The sequence below is a fragment of the Amycolatopsis nalaikhensis genome, assembly GCF_030264295.1.
GTDB classification, from domain to species: domain Bacteria; phylum Actinomycetota; class Actinomycetes; order Mycobacteriales; family Pseudonocardiaceae; genus Amycolatopsis; species Amycolatopsis nalaikhensis.
In genome coordinates this window covers 5,545,248-5,568,024 of record NZ_CP127173.1, presented here as the reverse complement: position 1 = coordinate 5,568,024, position 22,777 = coordinate 5,545,248, and the positions used below count along the sequence as shown (strand labels likewise).

General features: G+C 72.2%; 21 protein-coding genes and 1 pseudogene. 13 read left to right on the top strand and 9 right to left on the bottom strand.

Going from position 1 to position 22,777, the window contains the following annotated elements; translation table 11 throughout:
• Positions 1 to 45: 45 nt before the first annotated feature.
• A complete protein-coding gene (locus QP939_RS27460; RefSeq protein WP_285449097.1) occupies positions 46 to 1,485 on the top strand; it encodes an ABC transporter substrate-binding protein in 1,440 nt (479 codons plus the stop codon).
• A 13-nt stretch (positions 1,486 to 1,498) separates the two neighbouring features.
• Here the strand turns inward: QP939_RS27460 and QP939_RS27455 are convergent, their stop codons facing one another.
• On the bottom strand, positions 1,499 to 2,377 hold the full coding sequence (locus QP939_RS27455) for a LysR family transcriptional regulator (protein ID WP_285449096.1): 879 nt from the start codon (positions 2,375 to 2,377) through the stop codon (positions 1,499 to 1,501).
• Positions 2,378 to 2,448: 71 nt separating this feature from the next.
• Between QP939_RS27455 and QP939_RS27450 the strand changes: the two genes are divergently transcribed.
• Positions 2,449 to 3,456: an SDR family oxidoreductase gene (locus QP939_RS27450; RefSeq protein WP_285449095.1), complete on the top strand. Its 1,008-nt coding sequence runs from the start codon at positions 2,449 to 2,451 to the stop codon at positions 3,454 to 3,456.
• Here the strand turns inward: QP939_RS27450 and QP939_RS27445 are convergent.
• Positions 3,453 to 4,187 (bottom strand): SDR family oxidoreductase, encoded by a 735-nt coding sequence (locus QP939_RS27445; RefSeq protein ID WP_285449094.1) that lies wholly within the window; start codon positions 4,185 to 4,187, stop codon positions 3,453 to 3,455. The two genes, QP939_RS27450 and QP939_RS27445, sit on opposite strands and share 4 nt — an antisense overlap.
• A gap of 21 nt (positions 4,188 to 4,208) precedes the next feature.
• Here QP939_RS27445 and QP939_RS27440 point away from each other — a divergent pair, with 21 nt between their 5' ends.
• Positions 4,209 to 4,838, top strand: a complete 630-nt coding sequence (locus QP939_RS27440; RefSeq protein ID WP_285449093.1) for a class I SAM-dependent methyltransferase — start codon at positions 4,209 to 4,211, stop codon at positions 4,836 to 4,838.
• Between the two features lie 43 nt (positions 4,839 to 4,881).
• Here QP939_RS27440 and QP939_RS27435 read toward each other — a convergent pair.
• The 3 genes and pseudogenes from QP939_RS27435 to QP939_RS27425 all read right to left on the bottom strand — a co-directional run bounded on the left by QP939_RS27435 (position 4,882) and on the right by QP939_RS27425 (position 8,435).
• Positions 4,882 to 6,787, bottom strand: a pseudogene (locus QP939_RS27435) (S8 family serine peptidase).
• 136 nt (positions 6,788 to 6,923) lie between these two features.
• Entirely contained in the window at positions 6,924 to 7,820 is an 897-nt protein-coding gene (locus tag QP939_RS27430) for an NADP-dependent oxidoreductase (protein ID WP_285449092.1), read from the bottom strand.
• A 42-nt stretch (positions 7,821 to 7,862) separates the two neighbouring features.
• The gene (locus tag QP939_RS27425; RefSeq protein ID WP_285449091.1) at positions 7,863 to 8,435 is read right to left on the bottom strand and encodes a nucleotidyltransferase family protein; all 573 of its coding nucleotides are present in this window, start codon (positions 8,433 to 8,435) and stop codon (positions 7,863 to 7,865) included.
• Positions 8,436 to 8,457: 22 nt separating this feature from the next.
• Here QP939_RS27425 and QP939_RS27420 point away from each other — a divergent pair, with 22 nt between their 5' ends.
• Positions 8,458 to 8,898: a GNAT family N-acetyltransferase gene (locus QP939_RS27420; RefSeq protein WP_285449090.1), complete on the top strand. Its 441-nt coding sequence runs from the start codon at positions 8,458 to 8,460 to the stop codon at positions 8,896 to 8,898.
• On the opposite strand, the gene lpdA is transcribed toward QP939_RS27420, so the two are convergent.
• The 4 genes from lpdA to QP939_RS27400 form a co-directional block, all read right to left on the bottom strand.
• On the bottom strand, positions 8,888 to 10,279 hold the full coding sequence (lpdA, locus tag QP939_RS27415) for a dihydrolipoyl dehydrogenase (RefSeq protein WP_285449089.1): 1,392 nt from the start codon (positions 10,277 to 10,279) through the stop codon (positions 8,888 to 8,890). The genes QP939_RS27420 and lpdA overlap by 11 nt on opposite strands.
• Before the next feature lie 48 nt (positions 10,280 to 10,327).
• A complete protein-coding gene (locus QP939_RS27410) occupies positions 10,328 to 11,191 on the bottom strand; it encodes an alpha/beta fold hydrolase (protein WP_285449088.1) in 864 nt (287 codons plus the stop codon).
• A gap of 31 nt (positions 11,192 to 11,222) precedes the next feature.
• Positions 11,223 to 11,987 (bottom strand): lysophospholipid acyltransferase family protein, encoded by a 765-nt coding sequence (locus QP939_RS27405; RefSeq protein ID WP_285449086.1) that lies wholly within the window; start codon positions 11,985 to 11,987, stop codon positions 11,223 to 11,225.
• Between the two features lie 78 nt (positions 11,988 to 12,065).
• On the bottom strand, positions 12,066 to 12,470 hold the full coding sequence (locus QP939_RS27400; RefSeq protein WP_285449085.1) for a nitroreductase family deazaflavin-dependent oxidoreductase: 405 nt from the start codon (positions 12,468 to 12,470) through the stop codon (positions 12,066 to 12,068).
• Positions 12,471 to 12,687: 217 nt separating this feature from the next.
• Between QP939_RS27400 and QP939_RS27395 the strand changes: the two genes are divergently transcribed.
• The 9 genes from QP939_RS27395 (at position 12,688) to QP939_RS27355 (ending at position 22,706) form a co-directional block, all read left to right on the top strand.
• Positions 12,688 to 13,728 (top strand): LacI family DNA-binding transcriptional regulator, encoded by a 1,041-nt coding sequence (locus QP939_RS27395; RefSeq protein ID WP_285449084.1) that lies wholly within the window; start codon positions 12,688 to 12,690, stop codon positions 13,726 to 13,728.
• An 80-nt stretch (positions 13,729 to 13,808) separates the two neighbouring features.
• On the top strand, positions 13,809 to 14,942 hold the full coding sequence (locus tag QP939_RS27390) for a DUF993 family protein (RefSeq protein WP_285449082.1): 1,134 nt from the start codon (positions 13,809 to 13,811) through the stop codon (positions 14,940 to 14,942).
• 127 nt (positions 14,943 to 15,069) lie between these two features.
• Positions 15,070 to 15,882 (top strand): sugar phosphate isomerase/epimerase family protein, encoded by an 813-nt coding sequence (locus tag QP939_RS27385; protein ID WP_285449080.1) that lies wholly within the window; start codon positions 15,070 to 15,072, stop codon positions 15,880 to 15,882.
• A gap of 158 nt (positions 15,883 to 16,040) precedes the next feature.
• Complete coding sequence (locus tag QP939_RS27380) at positions 16,041 to 16,709, top strand: IclR family transcriptional regulator (RefSeq protein ID WP_285449078.1); 669 nt, start codon at positions 16,041 to 16,043, stop codon at positions 16,707 to 16,709.
• 47 nt (positions 16,710 to 16,756) lie between these two features.
• Entirely contained in the window at positions 16,757 to 17,467 is a 711-nt protein-coding gene (locus QP939_RS27375; RefSeq protein WP_285449077.1) for a response regulator transcription factor, read from the top strand.
• A gap of 2 nt (positions 17,468 to 17,469) precedes the next feature.
• Positions 17,470 to 18,753, top strand: a complete 1,284-nt coding sequence (locus QP939_RS27370; protein WP_285449076.1) for a sensor histidine kinase — start codon at positions 17,470 to 17,472, stop codon at positions 18,751 to 18,753.
• Between the two features lie 121 nt (positions 18,754 to 18,874).
• Complete coding sequence (locus tag QP939_RS27365) at positions 18,875 to 20,266, top strand: amino acid permease (RefSeq protein ID WP_285449075.1); 1,392 nt, start codon at positions 18,875 to 18,877, stop codon at positions 20,264 to 20,266.
• Positions 20,263 to 21,018, top strand: a complete 756-nt coding sequence (locus QP939_RS27360; RefSeq protein WP_285449074.1) for a carbon-nitrogen hydrolase family protein — start codon at positions 20,263 to 20,265, stop codon at positions 21,016 to 21,018. The genes QP939_RS27365 and QP939_RS27360 overlap by 4 nt, the downstream gene beginning before the upstream one ends.
• Positions 21,015 to 22,706, top strand: a complete 1,692-nt coding sequence (locus tag QP939_RS27355; protein WP_285449072.1) for a flavin monoamine oxidase family protein — start codon at positions 21,015 to 21,017, stop codon at positions 22,704 to 22,706. Before QP939_RS27360 ends, QP939_RS27355 begins: the two co-directional genes overlap by 4 nt.
• Positions 22,707 to 22,777: the final 71 nt, after the last annotated feature.

Here is a 22,777-nt window from a genome sequence, read left to right as displayed (position 1 = left end):
GGGCACAACCGTCTTTGGTTGCCATCCGACTGGTAGGACTGGTCCATGCGCCTGCTCGCCCTCTTCGCCGTCCTCGCCCTGGCCGTCACGGGCTGTACCTCCGCTGACCCGGCCCGCCCCGGCGTCCTCACCGTCGGTGTCCGGGAGCCCGCGACGCTGCTGCCCGCCGACGTCGCCGACCAGGCGGGCCGCCTGGTGACCGGCGCGCTCTGGACGCCGCTCGCCGACTACGACGCGGCGTCCGGCAAGCTCACCCCGCGCGCGGCCGAGTCGATCGAGAGCACCGACCGGGTGCACTGGACGGTCAAGCTGCGGCCGGGCACGTTCCACGACGGCACCCCGGTGACCGCTCAGTCCTACGTGGACACGTGGAAGGCGGTCGCGGAGTCGACGTGGTTCTCCGCGCCGGTGTTCACGAAGTTGTTGCGGGCGAAGGAAATCACGGCCGCCGACGCGAACACGATCACGCTGACCCTGGACCGGCCGTCGGGCCAGGTGCCCGCGCTGCTCTCGGCGCCGGGGCTGGTGCCGCTGCCCGCGTCGGTGCTCGCGTCCCGCGACTGGGCCGGGTTCGCGAAGGCCCCGGTCGGCAACGGCCCGTACCGGCTGGACGGCGGCTGGCACCCGGGTTCGGGCGGCACGCTCAAGCGCGTCGGCTCCGGTGCGACCGCGGAGGTCGAACTGCGCGTCGGCGACCCGGCGGCCCAGTACGACGCGGTGAAGGCGGGCACGCTCGACCTCGCGACCGAGGTGCCCGGCGAGAAGCACGAAGCCATGCACGGCGACTTCGGCGACCACCACGCGACCTGGGACCTGCCGCGGGCGGGCTACCTGGCGTTCCCGGTGACGAACCCCCGGTTCGCCGACGCGACGGTCCGCCACGGCTTCGCGCTCGGCGTCGACCGGGCGGCACTCGAAGCGGGACCGCTGGCGCACCAGGTGGATCCGGCGAAGTCCCTGCTGCCGCCGTCGGACACCCCGGGCGAGCGATCGGGAACGTGCCGCCCGTGCAGCTTCGACGCGGCGGCGGGCAAGGCTTTGCTCAAGCAGGCGGCGTTCCCCGGCGGCGCGACCGTCTACTTCGGACCGTCCGAAGAGGCCTGGACCCGGACGCTGGTGGTCGGGTTGCACAAGGCACTGGACATCTCGGTGACGGCACAGGCGGCGACCGGACAGCCGGACGGACCCTCTGCTTTGGACGTCAAACTGGCCACGGCGAGCCCGTACGAGCTGCTGTCGGAGCTGGCCGCGAAGTCGGGCTACGCGGACGAAACCTTCCGCCAGAACCTGGCATTGGCCGACGCGGCGGCGACCCCGCAGGAGGCGGGCGAGCTGTACCGGCTGGCGGAGAACCAGCTGCTGCGCGACCTGCCGGTGGCACCGCTGTGGTCCGGCCACGGTCACGCGGTGTGGGCGTCGCGCGTCCGTGACGTCGTGACGACGCCGTTCACCGGCCCGGTGCTCGCCCGGATCGGGGTTTCGTGAGCCGGGACCGCCGCTAGACGGTCGCGTGCGCCACGAGCGTCTCGATGAACGCCGAGGTCAGCGGGTCCGGGTCCGCGCGCGTGTACGCGACGAGCGTCCGCCGCACCGGCACGCTCGGCCGCAAAACCCGTCCCTCGAACCGGGCCGGGAGGACGTTCGCCGGGACCAGCGCCGGGCCGAGGCCCGCCGCTGCGAGGATCGGGGCCGCCGCCGTCTGCTCGGTCCGGACCGCCGGGCGCGGGCGGAACCCCGCCGCCGCGCACGCCGCGTCGACCAGCTCGGCGAGGCCGTTGCCCGGGGCGTAGTGGACCCACGCGCAATCCGCGAGCGTCGCCAGGTCGACCTCGCCGGTCGCGTCGTCCTCGGTCGCGCCGTCCGCCGGGAGCACCACGACGAACTCCTCGACGCCCAGCGGCCGCACCGGGCCCGGCCAGCCGTCGGGCCGCGGGCCGAGCGCGACGTCGGCCTCCCCCGCGGCCATCGCGTCCCGCAGCTCGTCGGCGTGCCGGAACTCGACGAGCCGGACGTCGACCCCGGGCCGGTCGCGCCGCCACACGCGCAACGCGGGCGGCAGCACCCCGAGGCTCACCGAGTAGACCGTCGCGACCTGCAGCTCGCCCGCCGTCGTGCCGGACGCGAGGCGGGCGGCGCACCGGGCGCGTTCGGCGTCGGCGAGCGCGGCCCGCGCGTGCGGCAGCATCGCCCGGCCCATCGGGGTGAGCCGCACCGCGCGCGGCAGCCGTTCGAGTAGCGGCCCGCCGACGCTCTGCTCCAAGGCCCGCATCTGGTGTGACAACGCGGGCTGCGTGACGTGCAGCTGCTCCGCCGCGCGCGTGAACGAGCCGGTGTCCACCACCGTGACCAGGTATTCGAGCTGCCGCAGACTTGCCATGACTTCAGCTTATCGCCGAGGTGAGGACTAAGCCTTGGACTTATCCGGCGGCCGCGACGAGCATCGGTGGCATGAGCACGAACAAAGCCTTGGTGGCCGGGGCGAACGGGATCATCGGCCGCACCCTGGTCGAGCACCTGCGGACGACCGGCTGGGACGTGGTCGGGCTGTCCCGCCGCGGCGACCTCGCCGTCGACCTCCTCGACCCGGCCGACACGCGCGCGAAGATCGGCGGGCTGACCGGCGTCACACACCTCTTCTACGCGGCGTACCAGGACCGGCCGACGTGGGCCGAGCTGGTCGCGCCGAACGTGGCGATGCTGACGAACCTGGTCGAGGCCCTCGAACCCGCGGCACCGGAGCTGCGGCACATCAGCCTGATGCAGGGCTACAAGGTCTACGGCGCGCACCTCGGGCCATTCAAGACCCCGGCGCGCGAGACCGACGCCGGGCACATGCCGCCGGAGTTCAACGTGGACCAGCAACGGTTCCTCGAGCAGCGCCGGGGGTCGTGGACGTGGTCGGCGATCCGACCGTCGGTGGTCGGCGGCACGGCGCTGGGCAATCCGATGAACCTGGCGCTGGTGATCGCGGTGTACGCGTCGATCTCGAAGGAACTGGGACTGCCGCTGCGGTTCCCGGGCAAGCCGGGGGCCTACGACAGCCTGCTGGAGATGACGGACGCGAGCCTGCTGGCCGAGGCGACGGTCTGGGCGACAGGTCAGCAAGGCGCCTTCAACATCGCGAACGGCGACCTGTTCCGCTGGCGCGAGCTGTGGCCGAAGCTGGCGGCGTACTTCGACCTCGACGTCGCCCCGCCCCTGCGGATGTCACTGGCCGACGTCATGGCGGACAAGGGTCCCCTGTGGACGTCCATGGTGGACCGGTACGGGCTTTCAGCTTCCTACGAAGAGGTTTCTTCCTCGTGGGCGTTCGGCGACTTCGTGTTCGGCTGGGACTACGACATGTTCGCGGACACGTCGAAGTCGCGGCGGGCCGGGTTCCACACGTACGTCGAGACGGAGCAGATGTTCTACCGGCTCTTCGACGAGTTCCGGAAGGCGCGGGTGATCCCCTAGCCGCGGCCGATGAAGGGCATGGTCGTCGCGGTGATGGTGAGGAACTGGACGTTCGCGTCGAGCGGCAGGCCCGCCATGTAGAGCACCGCGTCGGCCACGTGCCGCACGTCGAACGTCGGCTCGGCGAGGATCCGCCCGTCGGCCTGGGGGATCCCGGCCGCCATCCGCTCGGTCATCTCGGTGGCGGCGTTGCCGATGTCGATCTGGCCGCACGCGACGTTCCAGGCGCGGCCGTCGAGGGAAATCGAGCGGGTCAGCCCGGTGACGGCGTGCTTGGTCGCGGTGTAGGCGACGCTCGCCGGCCGCGGCGCGTGGGCGGAGATCGAGCCGTTGTTCACGATCCGGCCCCCGCGCGGTTCCTGGTCCCGCATCAGCCGGACGGCTTCGCGCGCGCAGAGGAACATCCCCGTGAGGTTGACGTCGACGGTCCGCTTCCAGTCCTCGACGGAGAGGTCGGCGACCGTGCCACCGGCCGAGATGCCCGCGTTGTTGACCAGGAGGTCGAGCCGTCCCCACCGCTCGCGGACGGTGCCGAAGAGCGCCGCGACGGAGTCCTCGTCGGACACATCGGTGGGGCCGACGAGGGCGTCCGGGGAGCCGTCGGCCGTTTCCTCGAGCGCGTCGGCGCGGCGTCCGGCGAGCGCGACCCGGTAGCCGTCGCGGAGGAGGGCTTGAGCGACCGCGCGCCCGATCCCCGACCCGGCCCCGGTGACCACCGCCGTTTTCGCCATCGTGCCTCCTAGACTGTGCGCATGGGACTTCGCGACCGCTTCCAGGCCGGGCTCGCCCGGCAACTCGGCCACCCTAGCGGCCTGCGGGGCCGGGTCGTCGGCACGATGCTCAACCGCGGCAACCGCCGTCCGGTCACCGCGGCGGTCGCGGCGCTCGGCCTGACGGGCGGGGAAACGGCCCTCGACATCGGGTTCGGTGGCGGCGTTGGACTCGCGCTGCTGGTGCGGGACGCGGGCACGGTGCACGGCGTCGAAATCTCGACGACGATGCTCGCGCGTGCCCGTCGCACGTTCCGCCGCGAGATCGCCGCGAACCGGATCCGGCTGCACGAAGGGTCGATCACGGCGTTGCCGCTCGAAGACGGCTCGATCGACGCGGCGATGACCACGAACACCGTGTACTTCGTGGACGATCTCGACGGCGCGTTCGCCGAGGTGGCGCGGGTCCTGAAGCCGGGCGGCACGTTCGTGCTCGGTATCGGCGACCCGGAGACGATGAACCGCTCACCGTTGTTCACCGAGCACGGCTTCCGCATCCGGCCGGTCGCCGACGTCGAGGCCGCGCTCGGGCGGGCCGGGCTGGAACTGCGGCGCCACGAAAAGCTCGGCGCGGGCCAGATCGGCTTCCACCTCCTGGTCACCGCGAAATGAAAACGGGGGTCCGGCGCGCGCCGGACCCCCGTTTCGCTCGGAACTACTTCGGCTGCACACCCAGCGCGGCGAGCGCCGGGCCCGCCATGATCACGCCGTTGCCGGTCACCGTGTCGAACCCGGCCGCGCCGAGGTCGATCGCCGACGACACGAGCGCCGTGCGGATCTGGGCCGGGGTCGCCGTCGGCTTGCCCGACAGCAGCAGCGCCGCGATCGCCGCCGCGTGCGGGGCCGCCGCCGACGTCCCGAAGAACGGCTGGAAGCCCGCCACCGACGTCGCCACGCCGTCGGCCGCCGTGATGTCCGGCTTGTTGCGGGTCGCGCCGCCCGTCGAGGACACGTTGCCCGGCGTGATCGCCGTGCCGTCCGCGTTGTAGAACAGGTGCCGCTTGCCGTCGGAGGAGAACCGCTCCCACTTGCTCGACGCCGTGAACAGGCCCGGGTACGGACCCGCCGGGTTGGCCGGGTCACCGGCCTCCAGCGGGCGGCCGAACGCGGCCGCCGCCGGGGCCGCCGCCACGCTGAACGCGTTCGCCGCCGCCGAGTGGCCGTTCGTGACGCCGTTGGTGCTGAACGCCTTCAGCGAACCCGAAGCGACAAACCGGCCGCGGATCACGTTGAGCGCGATGAACCGGTCGGCGCCGCTGTACTTGACGACCGCGACCTTGTAGCCGGAGCCGCTGCTCGGCACCTGCGCGATCTCGTACGGGTTCTGCGAGCCGGACTGGCCGTTCTCGCTGGAGGCCACGACGCTGCCGGAGGAGTTCAGGATGAACAGGTCGTAGTCGTTGGCCGACTTGCCCCACGGGTCCGACCAGAACAACGTCACCGGGCGGCCGAGCGAGCCCGCCGAAAGCGCGTCGAAGTTCTGCGTCGTGCTGGTCGGGTCGAAGTCGTGCGGGGTGCCGGTGACGCCGCTGATCTTCGTCGAAGAAGCGCGGAAGTCGCCCTCGTAGTAGCCGCTCGTGCCGTCGGTCGCGTTGCCCGAGTTGCCCGCCGAGGAGAAGTACAGCGCGCCGGCCGCGGTGACGTCGTTGACCGCCTGCGCGACCTGCGTGTCCTGGAACGGCGACTCGTCGAAGTAGGAGACGTCGTCGACGATGATCTGGCACTTGCCGGTGGTGCGCAGCGCGCGGATGTTCGCGGCGAAGCTGGCTTCGCTGGTGAACGCGGTGGCGAAACCGAGGGTGGCGTTCGGGGCGAGGTCGTGGATGATCTCCAGCATCGCGGTGCCCTCGTCGCCGCTGCCCTTCTGGCCGGCCAGGACGTCCACCGCGGGCAGCTCGCCGGCGCTCTGCGACTTCGCGAGCGAGTCGACGCCGTCGGAGAGCACGCAGACCTTGATGCCGGAACCGCTGACCCCGTAGGTCGTGCGCGCGGTGTCGGCGCCGTGTGCCTTGTCGCCTTCGGACACCTGGGTCGCGGCGACGGCCTTCACAGCCGTGGCGACGCGGGCGTCGCGGTTGCCGGGCTCGTTCCAGGTCATGGCCTGCGCGGCAGGCTTGACCTCGGCGACGTCGGCGCGGCCGGCGATCGCGTCCACGGCGGACAGCGGCAGGTCGGCGCGCAGGGCACCGTCCGGCGCGGCGTAGCGGACGGTGCCGCCCGCGGCCTTGACGGCGTTCGCGACGGCCTTGCCGTGCGCGGCGATGTCGACCGCGACGGTGCCGGCGTCGCTCACGCCGACGCCCGAGCGGTAGTCGGGCAGCTTCGCGGCCAGTGAGCGGTCGGCGCGCAACCGCTTCTCGACGACCAGCTGGCTCGATTGCTCTGCGCTCCGCGGGGGTCAGGCTCTTCTTGATGCTCTGCAGTGCGCTGATGCCCGCCTCGGTGCGCGCGGTCGCGGCGTCCACCATGGACGGCTGTGCCACCGAAACACCGGTCGTCAGCAGCAGCGCGCCGACCGTCAGCGGAACCGCTTGCGCGGCGACCCGGCTGAATCTCACCATCGATTTCTCCCTGTGGTACTCGGCCGCTCGACCGAATGACACCCAACTGGGTGTAATGGGGAGAATCTAAGTAGTGACCGAGCGGTGGTCCACCGACCAAAGTCGGGAACGTCCGCACGTCCACATGCTGGAACGATCAGGGGAATGTGAGAACGATTTTTCCGCGGCCGTGCCCGGTCTCGATCTCCCGGTGCGCGGCCACGGCCTCGGTGTACGGATAGGCGCGGCGCACGTGGAAGCGGAGGTCACCCTTGGCGTAGAGCGCGGCCAATTCGGCGAGCCGAGCGGCGGAGCGTCCGGACTTCGAGACGAGCACGCCGAGTTCCGCGGCCCGCCCGTGGTCGACGAGCGTGAGGATCCGTTTCCGGTCCTTCACCAGTTCGAGTGAGAGGTCGAGGGCGGCGCCACCGGCCCCGTCGAGCACGACGTCGATCCCCCGGGGTGCGGCGGCCTCGACGCGGGCCTTCAGTCCCTCGCCGTAGACGACGGGAGTGGCGCCCAGCTCGCGCACGTAGTCCTGGTTGGCCTCGCTCGCGGTGCCGACCACGGTGGCACCCTCGAGTTTCGCGAGCTGCACGGCGGCGGTGCCGACCGAACCGGCGGCGGCGTGGACGAGCAGCGTCTCCCCTTCCCGCAGCTCCAGCACTTCGAGCGCGATCGACGCGGTCTGCGCACCGGCGGTGAACCCACCGGCGACTTCCCACGGCATTTCCGGCGGTTTCGGCGTGACGTTCTCGACGGGAACGACGACGTATTCGGCGGCGGCCTGCACGGCGGTGAAGCCGAGGACTTCGGTACCGGGCGCGAGATCGCCTTCGTCGACCACCCCGGCGAATTCGTTCCCGGGCACGCGCGGCCAGGTGAGCGAGAGCCCGGGCGGCTCCCACCCGGCCCGAACGGCGGCATCGTACGGCTGCACCCCGGCGGCCTTGACCCGCACGCGGACTTGCCCCGGCCCGGCGTGCGGCTCCGGCAGGTCGAGGACGCGGAGCACTTCGGGCCCGCCGAACTCGGTGAACGCTACGGCTTTCACGGCTTCCCTCCAGTTTGTCGGAGTTCAGCATGAAACTTCGAGTTACCTTGAAGTCAAGACCGTCAGCTCCGGCCACCGGCGCCGCCAGCGGGCCGCTTTCCGTTCGTAGACCTCGCGCGGGGCGAGCACCGGGTTGGGCCGCACGACCAGGGCGAAGAGGTCGTCGAGGCCGCGTGGTGCGTAGAAGTGCCACGTTCCGTCGCGTTCGAGCCGGACGCCGACGCACGAGCAGACGGCGGGGAACGCGTCGATCGCGGCCTCGGTGCTCGCGAAGGGCGGGCACGGGGTGCCGAATTTGGCTTCGTACCAGAGGTGCACGCGGGCCTCGTTGCGCACTTCGACCTCGACCGGAAGGTCTTCGCAGGCGCGGGCGACGGCCTGGATGACCCGGTCTTCCGCGGCCCAGCTCAGGTCCGCCGGGTCGTGGTAGAAGAGGTCGTAGTCCTCGATGCCGGCCGCGGCGGGGCGGCCGGTGAGGGTGTTCCAGACGGTCTGCACGACGCACCCGGCGGTCAGGTACCAGCCCGGCGGCCCGACCTCGCGGGCCCGGTGCAGCACCTCGACGAGCATTTCGTTGCGCACCAGCGCATTCCGGAGCCGCTCGAAGTCCGCCATGCCGCCATCGTAGGCTGCACCCATGGTCGAGATCCGCCGCGCGACGCCTGCCCACGCCGAATCCCTGACGACGTTGATGCACGCGTCTTCGGCGTACCAAGGCGAGTACGCGTCCATTCTGGACGGCTACGCGGTCACGCCGGAATACGTCGAGGCGAACCCGACCTTCATCGCCACGACCGGCGACGAAATCCTGGGCTTCTACGCGCTCCTGGAAGCGGAACTCGACCTGCTCTTCGTGGCCGACGCCGCCCAGGGCCTGGGTCTCGGCGCCCGCCTCGTCACGCACATGCTCGGCGAGGCTCGCGAACGCGGCTGGCGAACCGTCCGCGTCGTCGCGCACCCGCCCGCGCTGGCCTTCTATCTCCGCGTGGGTGCGCGGCGCACCGGCACGATCCCGGCGAACCCGCCGAAGGTCCGCTGGGAACGGCCGGAGCTCCGCTTCGACGTCCCTACATGTTGATCATGTGACCCGCGAGGCCGTGGATCGCCTCCTTGACCGCCTCGCCCAGCGTCGGGTGCGCGTGGACGTTGCGCGCCACCTCGTGCACCGTCAGGTCCCACTGCTGGGCCAGCGTCAGCTCCGGCAGCAGCTCCGTCACGTCCGGGCCGATCAGGTGCCCGCCGATCAGCTCGCCGTGCTCGGCGTCGCTGATCAGCTTGACGAAACCGCCCGCGTCGCCGAGACCCTGCGCCTTTCCGTTGGCCGTGAACGGGAACTTCGCCACCTTGACGTCGAAGCCCTTCTCGCGGGCCTGCTCCTCCGTCCAGCCGAAGCTCGCGATCTGCGGCTGGCAGTACGTCGCGCGCGGGATCATCGGGAAGTCGAGCTCCATCGTCTCCGCGCCCGCGATCGTCTCCGCCGCCACCACGCCCATCGACTCCGACGCGTGCGCCAGCATCAGCTTCGCCGTCACGTCGCCGATCGCGAAGATGTGGTCCACGTTCGTGCGGCCCCGGCCGTCGATCGCGATCGCGCCGCGGTCGGTCAGCCGCACGCCCGTCTTGTCCAGGCCGTAGCCCTCGACGCGCGGCTGGAAGCCGATCGCCTGCAGGACCTTGTCCGCTTCGAGGACCTGCTGCCCGTTCTTCTCCGAGGACACCGTCACCCGCACCGAGGAGCCCGAGTCGTCGATCGACTCGACGCGGGTCGACGTCAGCACTTTGATGCCGAGCTTGCGGTAGCGGCGCGCCAGCTCCGCCGACACCTCGGCGTCCTCCAGCGGCACCATCCGGTCCAGGAACTCGACGATCGTCACGTCGACGCCGTAGTTGTGCAGCACGTAGGCGAACTCGACGCCGATCGCGCCCGCGCCCGCGATCACGATGCTCGACGGCAGCTCGCTCGACAGGATCTGCTCTTCGTACGTCACCACGCGCTCACTGCGCGAGGTCCCCGGCAGCAGCCGGGTCGTCGCGCCCGTGGCGATGATGCAGTGACCGAAGGTGATCTGCTCGCCGTTGACCTCGAGGGTGTGGTCGTCGAGGAACGTGCCGTGCCCGTCGAACTCGGTGATCTTGTTCTTCTTCATGAGGAAGTGCACGCCCTTGACGCGCCCGTCGGCGACCTTCCGGCTCCGCTCGTAGGCGGCCGTGTAGTCGACCTTGATCGGGCTGTCCGACGAGATGCCGAACGCCTTCGCCTCCTGCGTCACCACGTGCGCCAGCTCGGCGTTGCGCAGCAGCGCCTTCGACGGGATGCACCCGACGTTCAGGCAGACACCGCCCCAGTACTTCTCCTCGACCACCGCGGCGCTCAGCCCCAGCTGGGACGCGCGGATCGCCGCGACGTAGCCGCCCACCCCGGCCCCCAGCACGACGACATCAAAGTGTTGTGCACTCATGACCCGAAACTACCCTTTCCGGGACCGCGCGGCGGCGTGACGGCGAACTCAGCTCGCGAGCAGCTCGCGCAGCGCCGTGACCACCTCCTCCGGCCGCTCTTCGGGCAGGAAATGACCGCAGTCCAGCACGTGCGTCCGCAGGTCGGGCGCCCACGCACCCCACACCGCCGCGGGGTCGAACGGCAGCTCGCCGACCGGCCGCTGCCACAGCGCGGCGACGGGCATCGCCAGCCGCCTGCCCGCGGCACGGTCCGCCTCGTCGTGCTCGACGTCGACCGTCGCCGACGCGCGGTAGTCCGCGCACACCGCGGCGATAGCCTCCGGCTTCGAGGCCGCCGCGAGGTACTCCGCCCGGACCGGCGGCGGGATCGCGTCCGCCACCCGGACCCAGGCGTCCAGGAAGTGCCCGAAGAACTCGGCGGGTGCCGCGCCGAGCAGCCGCTCCGGCAGCGGGGGCGGGTGGGCGAGCAGGAAGAGGTGGAAGGCGAACACCCCGGCCGTGCCGGTGAGCGACGCCCAGAGGTCGACGGCCGGGACGACGTCGAGCACCGCCAGGTGGCTGACGGCCTCCGGGTGGTCCAGCGCCGCGCGGAACGCCACCAGCGCCCCGCGGTCGTGGCCCGCGAGCGCGAACCGATCGTGGCCCAGCGCGCGCAGCACCGCGACGACGTCCGCCGCCAGCCGCCGCTTCGAGTAGTCACCCGGCGGTTTGTCGCTGCCGCCGTAGCCGCGCAGGTCCGGGCAGATCACCCGGTGGTCGCGGGCGAGCGCGGTCGCCACGTGCCGCCACGCGAGGTGCGTCTGCGGGAACCCGTGCAGCAGCACCACGGGCGGCCCGGCGCCGCCCAGCGCGACGCCGAGGCGCACGTCCCCGGCGGAAATCCGCTGGTGGTCGAACCCGGGAATGGTCATGCGGTGAGCGTCTCACCCACCACCGACAGTTTCAGGCGGCCACCGACGGCGTCTCGCCGCGGATCTCCGCCAGCAGCTCGGTGATCGCGGCCATGATCCGGGCCGTGGCCTCGTCCAGCACCGGGCGGGTCAGCTCGCGGCCGACGAGGTCCGACAGGTCGACCGGCGGCCCCGCGACCAGCTCGACGGTCTTGCGCGGCACCGCGCGCGGCCACCACGCCGTCGACGGCAGCAGGTGGTGGGTTCCCCAGTTGGCCACCGGGATCACCGGGGCGCCGGTCTCCAGCGCCGCCCGCACCACGCCGGACTTGCCGCGCATCGGCCAGCCGTCCGGGTCGTTCGAGAACGTGCCTTCCGGGAAGACCGCGACGCACTCGCCCGCGCGCACGGAGGCGACCAGGTCGCGGTAGGCCTCCGCCGCCGTCGCCGCCCCGCGGTAGACCGGGATGTGGCGGCCCGAGCGCATCACCGCGCCGACCACCGGCAGCTTCCACAGCGACGCCTTCGCCAGGTAGCGCGGCACGCGGCCGGCGGCGAGGCAGAACGCGGTGAGCGTCGTCGGGTCGGCGAACGACAGGTGGTTGGACGCCACCAGCACGCCGCCGGTCTTCGGGATGTGGTGCGAGCCGCGCACCCGGAACCGGGTCGACTGGACGAGGAACTGCCAGACGACCTCGATGGCGAAGCTGTACCAGGCGCCCCGGCCGGCGCGGGCGAAGCGCCGGCCGTAGGCGATCATCTGGCGTCGGGTGAGCAGCTCACCTTCGGTGTCCAGGGCGGTCCAGCGGTCGGTCATGACTCTCATTCGTAGCCCACGACCGGCCGGATCGGCCCCGGCGCGCGCCGAACGCGGCGCAGATCACAGCGGAAATCTTCAGACGCGCTCGAGCACCACGACCGGGATCTCGCGGTCGGTCTTCTTGGCGTACTCGTTGTAGTCCGGCCAGACGGCGGCGAGCTTCTCCCACAGCTTCGCGCGCTCCTCGCCCGACGTCGTGCGCGCGCGTGCCTTGAACTTGTCCGCCTTGACCTGCACGCCGACCTCGGGGTGCTCGACGAGGTTGAAGTACCAGCCGGGGTGGTTCGGCGCGCCGCCCTTGGACGCCACGATCACCGGGTTGCCGTCGACCTCCTGGTAGATGAGGGCGAACTTGCGCTCCTGGCCGGTCTTGCGGCCCTTCGTGGTCAGCACCAGCGTCGGGACGCCTTCCTTCCACTCGTGGCCGACCTCGCCGTCGGTCTCCTCGTAGCGGCGGACGTGCTCGTCACCGAACAGCATGCGGGTTCCTTTCGCGATCTTCGGGGGTGGCGGGCTCACCACCCACGGGTTTCCCCGGAAAAGAACGCACGCACCACGCAAGATCTTCCCCGGGCGCATTTCACTCGTTCGGGGTAGGTCCCCCGGCCAGCGGCTTCTCCCCGACCACCCTCCTGCCAGTAGATTGCACCGACCGAGCACGCGGAGACACTCGAGACCGACCTTGGAGGAGCCAGCCATGAAGGCCCGGCCGCACGTGACACTGGAAGACGTGGCACGCAGCGCGAACGTCTCGCTCGCGACGGCGTCGCGGGTGCTCAACGGCACCGCGTCCGTCCGCGCCGACCTGCGGGAGCGGGTCTCCGCCGCCGCGGCCGAGCTGGCCTACGCCCCCAACGCGCACGCGCAGGCCTTGGCCGGCGGCACCCACCGGACGGTCGGGGTGATCTGCCACGACGTCAGCGACCCGTACTTCGCCGCCATCGCCGGCGGGGTGATGCGGGTGGCGACCGACAACGGGCTGCTCGTGATGCTGGCCGGCACGTTCCGCGACCCGGACCGCGAAGTCGCCTACGTCTCGACGCTGCGCGCGCAGCGGGCCGCGGCCATCCTGCTGATCGGTTCGGCGTTCGAAGACCGGGCGTGGGAACGCGCGATGGCCGCCGAGCTGGAGCCCTACCGCCGCGGCGGCGGGCAGGTCGCGGCGGTCAGCCGCCACCGCGGGCTCAAGATCGACACCGTGCAGCCGGACAACAAGGGCGGCGCCGCGGCGCTGGCGAAGGCGCTGGTCGGGCTCGGACACAAGCGGTTCGCCGTGCTCGCCGGGCCGCGGAAGCTCAGCACGGTGATCGACCGGCTGGCCGGGTTCACCGACGCGCTCGCCGAGCACGGCATCACCTTGCGCGAGGACGACGTCATCGAGGGCGCCTTCACCCGCGACGGCGGCTACGAGGCGACGAAGCGGCTGCTCGCCGGCCGCAAGCGCAAGCTGCCGACCTGCGTCTTCGCCGTCACCGACGTGATGGCGATCGGCGCGATGACGGCGTTGCGCGAGGAGGGCCTGTCCGTGCCCGGCGACGTCTCGGTGGCCGGGTTCGACGACATCCCGGTGGTCCGCGACCTCGCCCCCGCGCTGACCACGGTCCGGCTGCCGCTCGAAGAGCTCGGCGAGCGGGCGATGGACCTGGCGATCAAGGGCGCCGCGGGCACCCGGCCGCGGACGGTCCGCCTGTCGGGCGAAGTCGTGCTGCGGGACAGCACCGCGCGCCCCAAGCGCTGACCCGGGCGGGCCTTGTCGCGCTCCCGCGCAGGCCCTACCGTGGGTCGAGAAAGCGCTTTCCGACGTCGCGGAGGTCCCCGATGCTCGTGCTCCCCGTTCCCGGCGGCGGGCTCACGAACTGGTCACCGTCCGGACCGCCGCTCCCCGCCCCGCCGAAGACCCCGCCGACGGCGCGGATCGCCTACGCCGCCGCGCACGTGGTGGCGGACGCGCTGGCCGACGAGCCCGGCGCCGTCGACTGGGACACGACGCTGGCCTTCCGCGAGCACCTCTGGACGTGCGGGCTCGGCGTCGCGGAGGCGATGGACACGGCGCAACGCGGCATGGGCCTCGACTGGGCGACCACGAAGGAGCTCGTGTCCCGCACCGGCGCGGTCGCGGCCGGGCGCCGCTGGTGCGCCGGGGTCGGCACCGACCAGCTGCCACCGGGCCCGGCGACCGTAGCGTCCATTGTGGACGCGTGGCGCGAGCAGCTGGACCTGGTGGGCGGCGCGGGCGCGGTCCCGGTGGTGATGGCGAGCCGGGCACTGGCCGCGGCGGCGGACGGTCCGGCCGACTACCACTCGGCGTACGGGAAACTGCTGTCCGAGGCGGGCGGGCCGGTGCTGCTGCACTGGCTGGGCGAGCAGTTCGACCCGGCACTGGCCGGGTACTGGGGCCACGACGACGTCCGCGCGGCGGCCCGCGAGCTGGCCGCGCTCTGCGCCGAGCACGCCGGGACGGTCGCCGGGGTGAAGGTGTCGGTGCTGGACGAGGCGGTCGAGACGGAGTTCCGGCGCGCGCTCCCCGACGGCGTCGCGTGCTACACGGGCGACGACTTCCACTACCCGGAGCTGATCGCGGGCGACGAGCGGGGGCACAGTGAGGCGTTGCTGGGCATCTTCGACCCGATCGCCCCGGTAGCGGCGGCGGCACTGGCCCGGCTCGGCGAGGGTGACCGGGCGGGGTACGACGCGCTGCTCGGGCCCACGGTGCCACTGGCCCGGGAGGTTTTCCGGGCGCCTACGCGGCATTACAAGACGGGCGTGGTGTTTCTCGCGTACCTCAACGGGCATCAGGGACATTTCCGGATGCTCGCCGGGAGCGAGTCGGCGCGGACGATCACGCAGTTGGCCACGTTGTTGCGGCTCGCCGACGAGGCGGGGGTGCTCGCGGACCCGGAACTCGCCGTCGCCCGGATGCGGCCGTTGCTGCTCGCCGCGGGAGTGGCGTGATGGAAGGGTTCATCGCTACGCAGGCCAGGCCGCTGCCGAGGTCGATCGCCGGGCGCGGCGGAACGCGCGCCGCCGCAGCCGCACCGGCCTGGCCGCTGCCACCGCGACCCACCGCCGGGGTGGCGTGATGGACGATCGGTTCAGCCTCAACCAGATCACCACCAAGTCCTGGTCCCTCCCCGAAGCCGTCGCCGGGTGCGCCGCCGCCGGGGTCGGGTGGATCGGGCTCTGGCGGGACAAGGTCGCCGAGACCGGGGTCGACGAAGCCGCGCGGTTGCTCAAAGAACACGGCGTGCGGGTTTCGTCGTTGTGCCGCGGCGGGTTCTTCACCGGGGTCACGCCCGAAGGGTCCCCTGTGGACGGTGTGGCCCAGACCCGCGAAGCCGTCGACGAAGCCGCCGCGCTCGGTGCCGATGTCCTCGTGCTGGTCGTCGGCGGGGTCGCGGGCCGGGACCTCGCCGCGTCCCGGCAGCGGGTCGCCGACGCCGTGGGCGAGCTCGCGCCCTACGCCGGGGAGCGCGGGGTGCGGCTCGGACTCGAACCCCTGCACCCGATGCAGTGCGCGGACCGGTCCGTTCTGTCCACTGTGGACCAAGCGCTGGCGATCGCCGGGGAGCACCCCGCCGAGCAGGTCGGGGTGATCGTCGACGAGTTCCACGTCTGGTGGGACCCGCGGATCGAGGAGTCGATCGCCGCGGCCGCCGGGCGGATCGCCGGGTTCCACGTGTGCGACGTCCTGGTGCCGCTGCCCGACCCGCTGCTCGGCCGCGCCCTGCCCGGCGACGGCCCGATCGACCACCGCCACCTGCGCGCCTGCGTGGAAGCCACGGGCTACCGCGGGCCGATCGAGGTCGAGGTGTTCAACGCGGGACTGTGGGCGCGACCCGGCGCGGAGGTGCTCGCCGAGACGATCGCGGCCTTCGAGCGACACGTGGCGTAACTCCGCGCGGCCCAACGTCTTGAATGACTCATTCAGGTCTTCGGAGGTCCTGAATGACTCATTCAAGACGCGCGCCCGCTGCGGCATTCGAGCGAAAGGCAGCCCACCTCGGTCCACCTGCCGGTATTCTGGGTCCACCAGGCGGACGGGAGGCTGCCGTGAAGGACGAACCCAGCGAGGACGGAGCGGTCCGAAGCGTGCTGCGCGCCTTCGACCTGCTCGCCCTCTTCACCGAACACCGCCGGACGTGGGCGGTCAAGGACCTCACCGCCGCCAGTGGCCTGGCCAAGACCACCGTCTTGCGGCTCGTCGCCACCTGTGAGCAACGGGGCCTGCTCTGGACCCGGCCCGACGGGCGGATCACCGTCGGGCCCGGGATGCTGCGCTGGGCCCAGCTGGCGAACACGGCCTGGCAGCTGCCCGAGCCCGTGCGCCAGGTGCTGCGCGAACTGACCCGCGAATGCCGGGAGACCGTCAACCTCTACGTCCGCAGCACCTCCGTCGTGGTCTGCGTGGCCCAGGAGGAGGGCCCGCTCGCCATCCGGCACGTCGGGCGCGTCGGTGACGAACTGCCGCTCGGGTTCGGGGCCGCCGGGAACGTTCTCGACGGCGCCGAGGGAGCCGCGGTCAGCCACGGCGAGCCGGAAGCCGGTGCGTCCAGCGTCGCCGCGCCCGTGCACGACGGGGACGGGCGGGTGCTCGCCGCCCTCGCGGTGACCGGTCCCACCAGCCGGTTCAGCCCTCCGGAGGTGGCTGCGGTTACCGAAGCCGTCGTGGGTGCGTCGGTGCGGATATCGCAAATCGGCCTCGGGACCCGGACGGAATAGGCCACAGTCGTCCGGGATCCGGCGCATCGTTGGTTAGGCTGCCCGGCATGCCGAACCTGCTGGTGGTGGAAGACGACGCGGCGATCGGCAGCGTGCTCGAATCGACCCTGCGACTGCACGGTTACCAGGTGTGCTGGCGGCGCGACGGCCGCGGTGCGCTGCAGGCCGCCGAGGCGGGCGACTTCGACCTCGTGCTGCTCGACCTCGGCCTGCCCGACCTCGACGGCGTCGAGGTCTGCCGCCGCCTGCGGTCCGCGCTGCCGGGTGCCGTGCTCGTCATCCTCACCGCCCGCCAAGAGGAGATGGACGTCGTCGTCGGCCTCGACGCCGGCGCCGACGACTACCTCACCAAGCCGATCCGGCTGGGCGAGCTGCTGGCCAGGGTGCGGGCGCACCTGCGCCGCGGCGCGCCGTCCGGGGCCCGGCCGCCGGTGACCGTCGGCGGGCTGACCGTCGACATCGCCGGGCGCCGCGCGACGCTGGGCGGGCGCGAAGTCGTCCTGCGCGCGAAGGAGTTCGACCTGCTGGCCCGGCTCGCCGAGCAGCCGGGGGTCGCGGTCAGCCGCGAGACGCTGATGTCCGAGGTCTGGGACGCGCACTGGTACGGCTCGACGAAGACCCTCGACGTGCACATCGCGGCCGTGCGCCGGAAGCTGGCGTCGGCCGCCGGGCCCGGCGACGAGGTCCCCCGGATCGCCACCCTGCGCGGGCACGGCTACCGGCTGGAGGACCCCACCCGGACCGTCGCCGAAGGCTGACCGTGCGCCGCCGGATCACCTCGCTGACGGTGCTGGCCGCACTCGTCGCCACCGTGCTCTTCGCGCTGCCGCTGGGCATCGCGGTGTGGCAGTACTACCACGACGACACGAAGGGCGACCTGGAGCGGGCCGCCGACGCCACCGCGCTCACCGTGGCACCGGACCTGAACTCCGGCCGGACGCCGACCGTGCCCGCGCTCGACGAGGAGGACGACGAAGCCGGGGGCGAGGTCGGCGTCTACGCCCCGGACGGGCGGCTGCTCGCCGGGCGCGGGCCCGCCGTCGCCGGCCCGGTCGAGCGGCGGGCCGCGGCGGCCACGACGGACGTCGTCATCGACCGCGAAGGCGACGAAATCGCGCTGGCGGTGCCGGTGGTCAGCGGCTCTCGGGTGACCGGCGTGGTCCGCGCCGCGATGCCGCTGTCCCAGCTGCGGCTGCGGATCGTGCTGACCTGGGTCGGCATGGCCGGGCTCGCGGTCGCGACGACCGGGGTGAGCTGGCTGATGGCCCGGCGCTCCACCCGGCGGCTGGTCCGCCCGATGGAGGAGCTCGCCGCCGCGGCCGAGCGGCTCGGCGACGGCGACTTCACCGCCCGGTCGCCGCGCGCGGGCATCGCCGAGATCGACCAGGTCGGCGTGGCGCTGGACACCACGGCCGCCCGGATCGGCGAGACGCTGGAGCGCGAGCGCGCGTTCTCCGCGGAGGCGTCGCACCAGCTGCGGACGCCGCTGACCGGGTTGCGCCTGCAGCTCGAAGCCGCGTTGCAGACGCCGGGCGCCGACCCGTACGAGGCGATCCGCGCCGGGATCGCGTCGGCCGACCGGCTGGAACGCACCATCGAGGACCTCCTGGCCCTCGGCCGGGAACGCCGGGCGCCGCGGGCGGAGCTGGATCTCGACGCCCTCCTCGACGAGCTCCGGCAGTCCGGCGAAGCCCTGCTGGAGCCACGCGGGCGGGCGCTGCGGATCGTCCGGCAGGATCCGCCGACGGCGCGGGTGGCGGCCGCGGCGGTCCGGCAGGTGCTCGGCGTGCTGCTGGACAACGCCGTGACGCACGGGCGGGGCACGGTCACCGTGACCGCCCGCGACGCCGGTGACACGCTCGCCATCGACGTCGCCGACGAAGGCCCCGACCTCGGCGAGGCCGACCCGTTCGCGGCCGCGGCCGGCGGGCACGGGATCGGCCTGCGGCTCGCGCGCAGCCTCGCCGAAGCCGAGGGTGGGCGGCTGCGGCTGAGCAAGCCGGACCCGCCGACGTTCACGGTGCTGCTGCCCGCCACCGACTGATCTCCCGCCGGAACGATTCGCCACGATTCGCGGGTCTTGTGCAATGAATCACCTGTGATTCATCTGTACGCGCAACGTTGCCCTGTTTTGTGTGCCGAACACGGCCGATACCGTCGTCGGCATGAACCTGCGAGCCGCGACGGTGCGGCGGAAACCGGTCGCCGACCTGGTCGCCGAAAGTGATCATGGCACGTTGAAGCGCTCGCTCGGCCTCGGGCAGCTGACCATGCTCAGCATCGGAGCGACGCTGGGCAGCGGGATCTTCGTCGTGCTCGGCGAAGCGGTCCCGGTGGCGGGCCCGGCCGTCGTGCTGTCGTTCGTGCTCGCCGGGATCACGGCGTTGTTCTCGGCACTGTCCTACGCCGAGCTGGCCGGGATGATCCCGCTGTCCGGCTCGTCCTACTCCTACGCGTACGCCACGCTCGGCGAGCTCGTCGCCTGGGTCTGCGGCTGGTGCCTGGTGCTCGAATACGGCGTCTCGGTGGCGTCGGTGGCCGTCGGCTGGGGCCAGTACCTCAACGAACTGCTGCGGCTGGCTTTCGGCTTCGCCATCCCGGACGCGCTGAGCCAGCCGCCGGGTTCGGGCGGGATCGTCAACGTGCCCGCCATCGTCGTCGTGCTCCTCGCGATGCTCCTGCTGCTGTCCGGCGCGAAGGAGAGCGCGCGGGCCAACGCGGTCATGGTCGTGGTCAAGATCGGCACGCTGGTGCTGTTCTGCGCGATCGCGTTCACCGCGGTGCGGGCGCGGAACTTCTCGCCGTTCCTGCCGCTCGGGCTGGCCGGGCTCAGCGCCGGTGGCGCGAAGTTGTTCTTCTCCTACATCGGGTTCGACGCGGCCTCGACCGCGGGCGAGGAGGCGAAGAACCCGCAGCGCGACCTGCCGCGCGCGATCCTGCTCTCGCTCGGCATCGTCACGGTGCTGTACTGCCTCGTCGCGGTGGCCGCGGTCGGTGCCCTGCCGTGGCAGCAGTTCGACGGCCAGGAAGCCGCGCTCTCGCACGTGCTCACCGTCGTGTCCGGCAACCCGTTCTGGGCCGGGCTGCTCGCCGTCGGCGCGATCGTGGCGATCTCCAGCGTCGTGCTGACCGTCCTCTACGGACAGACGCGCATCCTGTTCGCGATGTCCCGCGACGGACTGGTCCCCAGCGTCCTGTCCAAAGTGGATGCCCGGTCGGGTTCGCCGCGGGTCAACACGCTCGTGGTGTCCGGCTTCGTCGCCGTCCTGGCCGCGTTCATCCCGCTCGGGAAACTGGCCGACGCCACCAGCATCGGGACGCTGTTCGCGTTCGGGCTGGTCAACGTCGCGGTCCTGCTGCTGCGGCGGCGCCAGCCCGAGCGGCCGCGCTCGTTCCGCGTGCCGTTCTCGCCGGTGACGCCGATCCTGGGCGTGCTGTGCTGCGCGTACATGATGCTCAGCCTCGACGGCGCCACCTGGGTCGTGTTCGGCGGCTGGATGGCACTGGGCCTGCTGATCTACTTCGGGTACGGCATCCGGCGGTCGAGGCTGGCATGAAGGTCGCGATCCACCAGGGCCCGTTCGCCGAGCTGCCCGCCGCGGTCGCCGCGTCCGGCGCGGACCTCGTCGTCACGGCGGAGATGATCACCACCGGCTACCACATCGGCGCGCGCACGCACGAGCTCGCCGAACCGGCCGACGGCCCCACCGCGGCCCGGATGGCCGCGCTGGCCCGGGAAACCGGCGTCGCGCTGGCCTACGGCTACCCTGAAACCGACGGCGAGCACGTCTACAACAGCGTCCAGCTCGTCGACGCCGCCGGGCGCCGCCTGGCCAACTACCGCAAGACGCACCTGTTCGGCGACCTCGACCAGGCGTGGTTCACCCCCGGCGACGAGGCGGTCGTGCAGGCGGACCTCGACGGCGTCCGGGTCGGGCTGCTGATCTGCTACGACGTCGAGTTCCCGGAAATGGTGCGGGCGCACGCGTTGTCCGGCACCGAACTGCTCGTCGTGCCGACCGCGTTGATGCGCCCGTACGAGCTGGTCGCCGACACGCTCGTGCCCGCGCGGGCCTACGAAAGCCAGCTGTTCGTCGCCTACGCGAACCGCTGCGACACCGAACGCGAACTGACCTACTGCGGGCGCTCGTGCGTGGTCGCGCCGACCGGCGAAGTCCTGGCCCGCGCCGGGTCCGGGCCCGGACTGGTCCACGCCGACGTCACCCGCGACGCGCTCGTCGCGTCCCGCCTGGAGAACACCCACCTGGCCGACCGACGGCCCGATCTGTACCGAGGAACCCCCGCATGACCTCCGCCGTCCCCACCGCGATCCACCACGAGGAGCCCGCGGGCCGCCCGATCACGATGTTCGGGCCGGACTTCCCGTTCGCCTACGACGACTACCTCGCCCACCCCGCCGGGCTGGGTTCGGTGCCCGCCGCGTGGTACGGCACCGAGGTCGCCGTGATCGGCGGTGGCCTTTCCGGCATCGTCACCGCGTACGAGCTGATGAAGCTGGGCCTGCGGCCGGTGGTGTACGAGATCGCCGAGATCGGCGGACGGCTGCGCAGCGTGCGGTTCCCCGGCTGCCCCGACGACGTCGTCGCCGAGATGGGCGCGATGCGCTTCCCGCCCGCGTCGACCGCGCTGTACCACTACATCGACAAGGTCGGCCTCGAGACGACGCCGTTCCCGAACCCGCTGGCGCCCGAGACGCCGAGCACCGTCGTGGACCTGAAAGGAGAGAGCCACTACGCGCGGACGCCGGAGGACCTGCCCGCGGTCTTCCGCGACGTCGCCGCGGCCTGGGACCGGACCCTGGCCGAGCACGCGTCCTTCGCCGAGATGCAGACGGCGATCCGGGACCGCGACGCGAAGACGATCAAGCGACTGTGGAACGAGCTCGTCCCGCGGCTGGACAACCAGACGTTCTACGGCTTCCTCTGCGACTCCCCCGCGTTCGCCTCCTTCCGCCACCGCGAGATCTTCGGCCAGGTCGGCTTCGGCACGGGCGGCTGGGACACCGACTTCCCCAACTCCATCCTGGAAATCCTGCGCGTGGTCTACACGGGAGCCGACGACGAGCACCGCAGCATCGTCGGCGGCAGCGGGCAGCTCCCGCTGCGGCTGTGGGAACTGGCCCCGGAAGACATCGCCTTCTGGCCCGCGGGCACGAGCCTGTCCACTCTGCACGGCGGGCGGCCGCGGCCCGGCGTCGCGCGGCTGCACCGCACCGCGCCGAACAACATCACGGTCACCGACACCGAGGGCCACATCAAGACGTTCCCCGCGGCCGTGTTCACCGCGCAGAGCTGGATGCTGCTGTCCAAGATCGAATGCGACGCCGAGCTGTTCCCGATCGACCACTGGACGGCGATCGAGCGCACGCACTACATGGCGTCGTCGAAGGTGTTCGTGCCGGTCGACCGGCCGTTCTGGCTCGACCGCGATCCGGCGACCGGCCGCGACACGATGAGCATGACGCTCACCGACCGGATGCCGCGCGGCACCTACCTGCTCGGCAGCGACCCGGACCGGCCCGCGGTGATCTGCCTGTCCTACACGTGGGCCGACGACTCCCTGAAGTGGCTGCCGCTTTCCGTCGGCGAGCGCGTCGAGGTGATGCTGCAGTCGCTGCGGGAGATCTACCCCGGCGTCGACGTCCGGCGGCACATCATCGGCGACCCGGTGACCGTGTCGTGGGAGGACGAGCCGCACTTCATGGGCGCGTTCAAGGCGAACCTGCCCGGGCACTACCGCTACCAGCACCGGCTCTTCACGCACTTCGTGCAGGACGCGCTGCCGCCGAAGTACCGCGGGTTGTTCCTGGCGGGCGACGACGTCTCGTGGACGGCCGGCTGGGCGGAGGGCGCGGTGCAGACGGCGCTGAACGCGGTCTGGGGCGTGCTGCACCACTTCGGCGGGGCAACCGATCCGGTGAACCCGGGCCCCGGCGACCTCTTCGACGACCTCGCTCCGATCACGCTCCCGGACTGAGCGTGCCCCGATCGTGGCAGCGCTTCCGACACCGTGCTCACTGAACTGCCCGGCGCGACGGGGCATGCGAC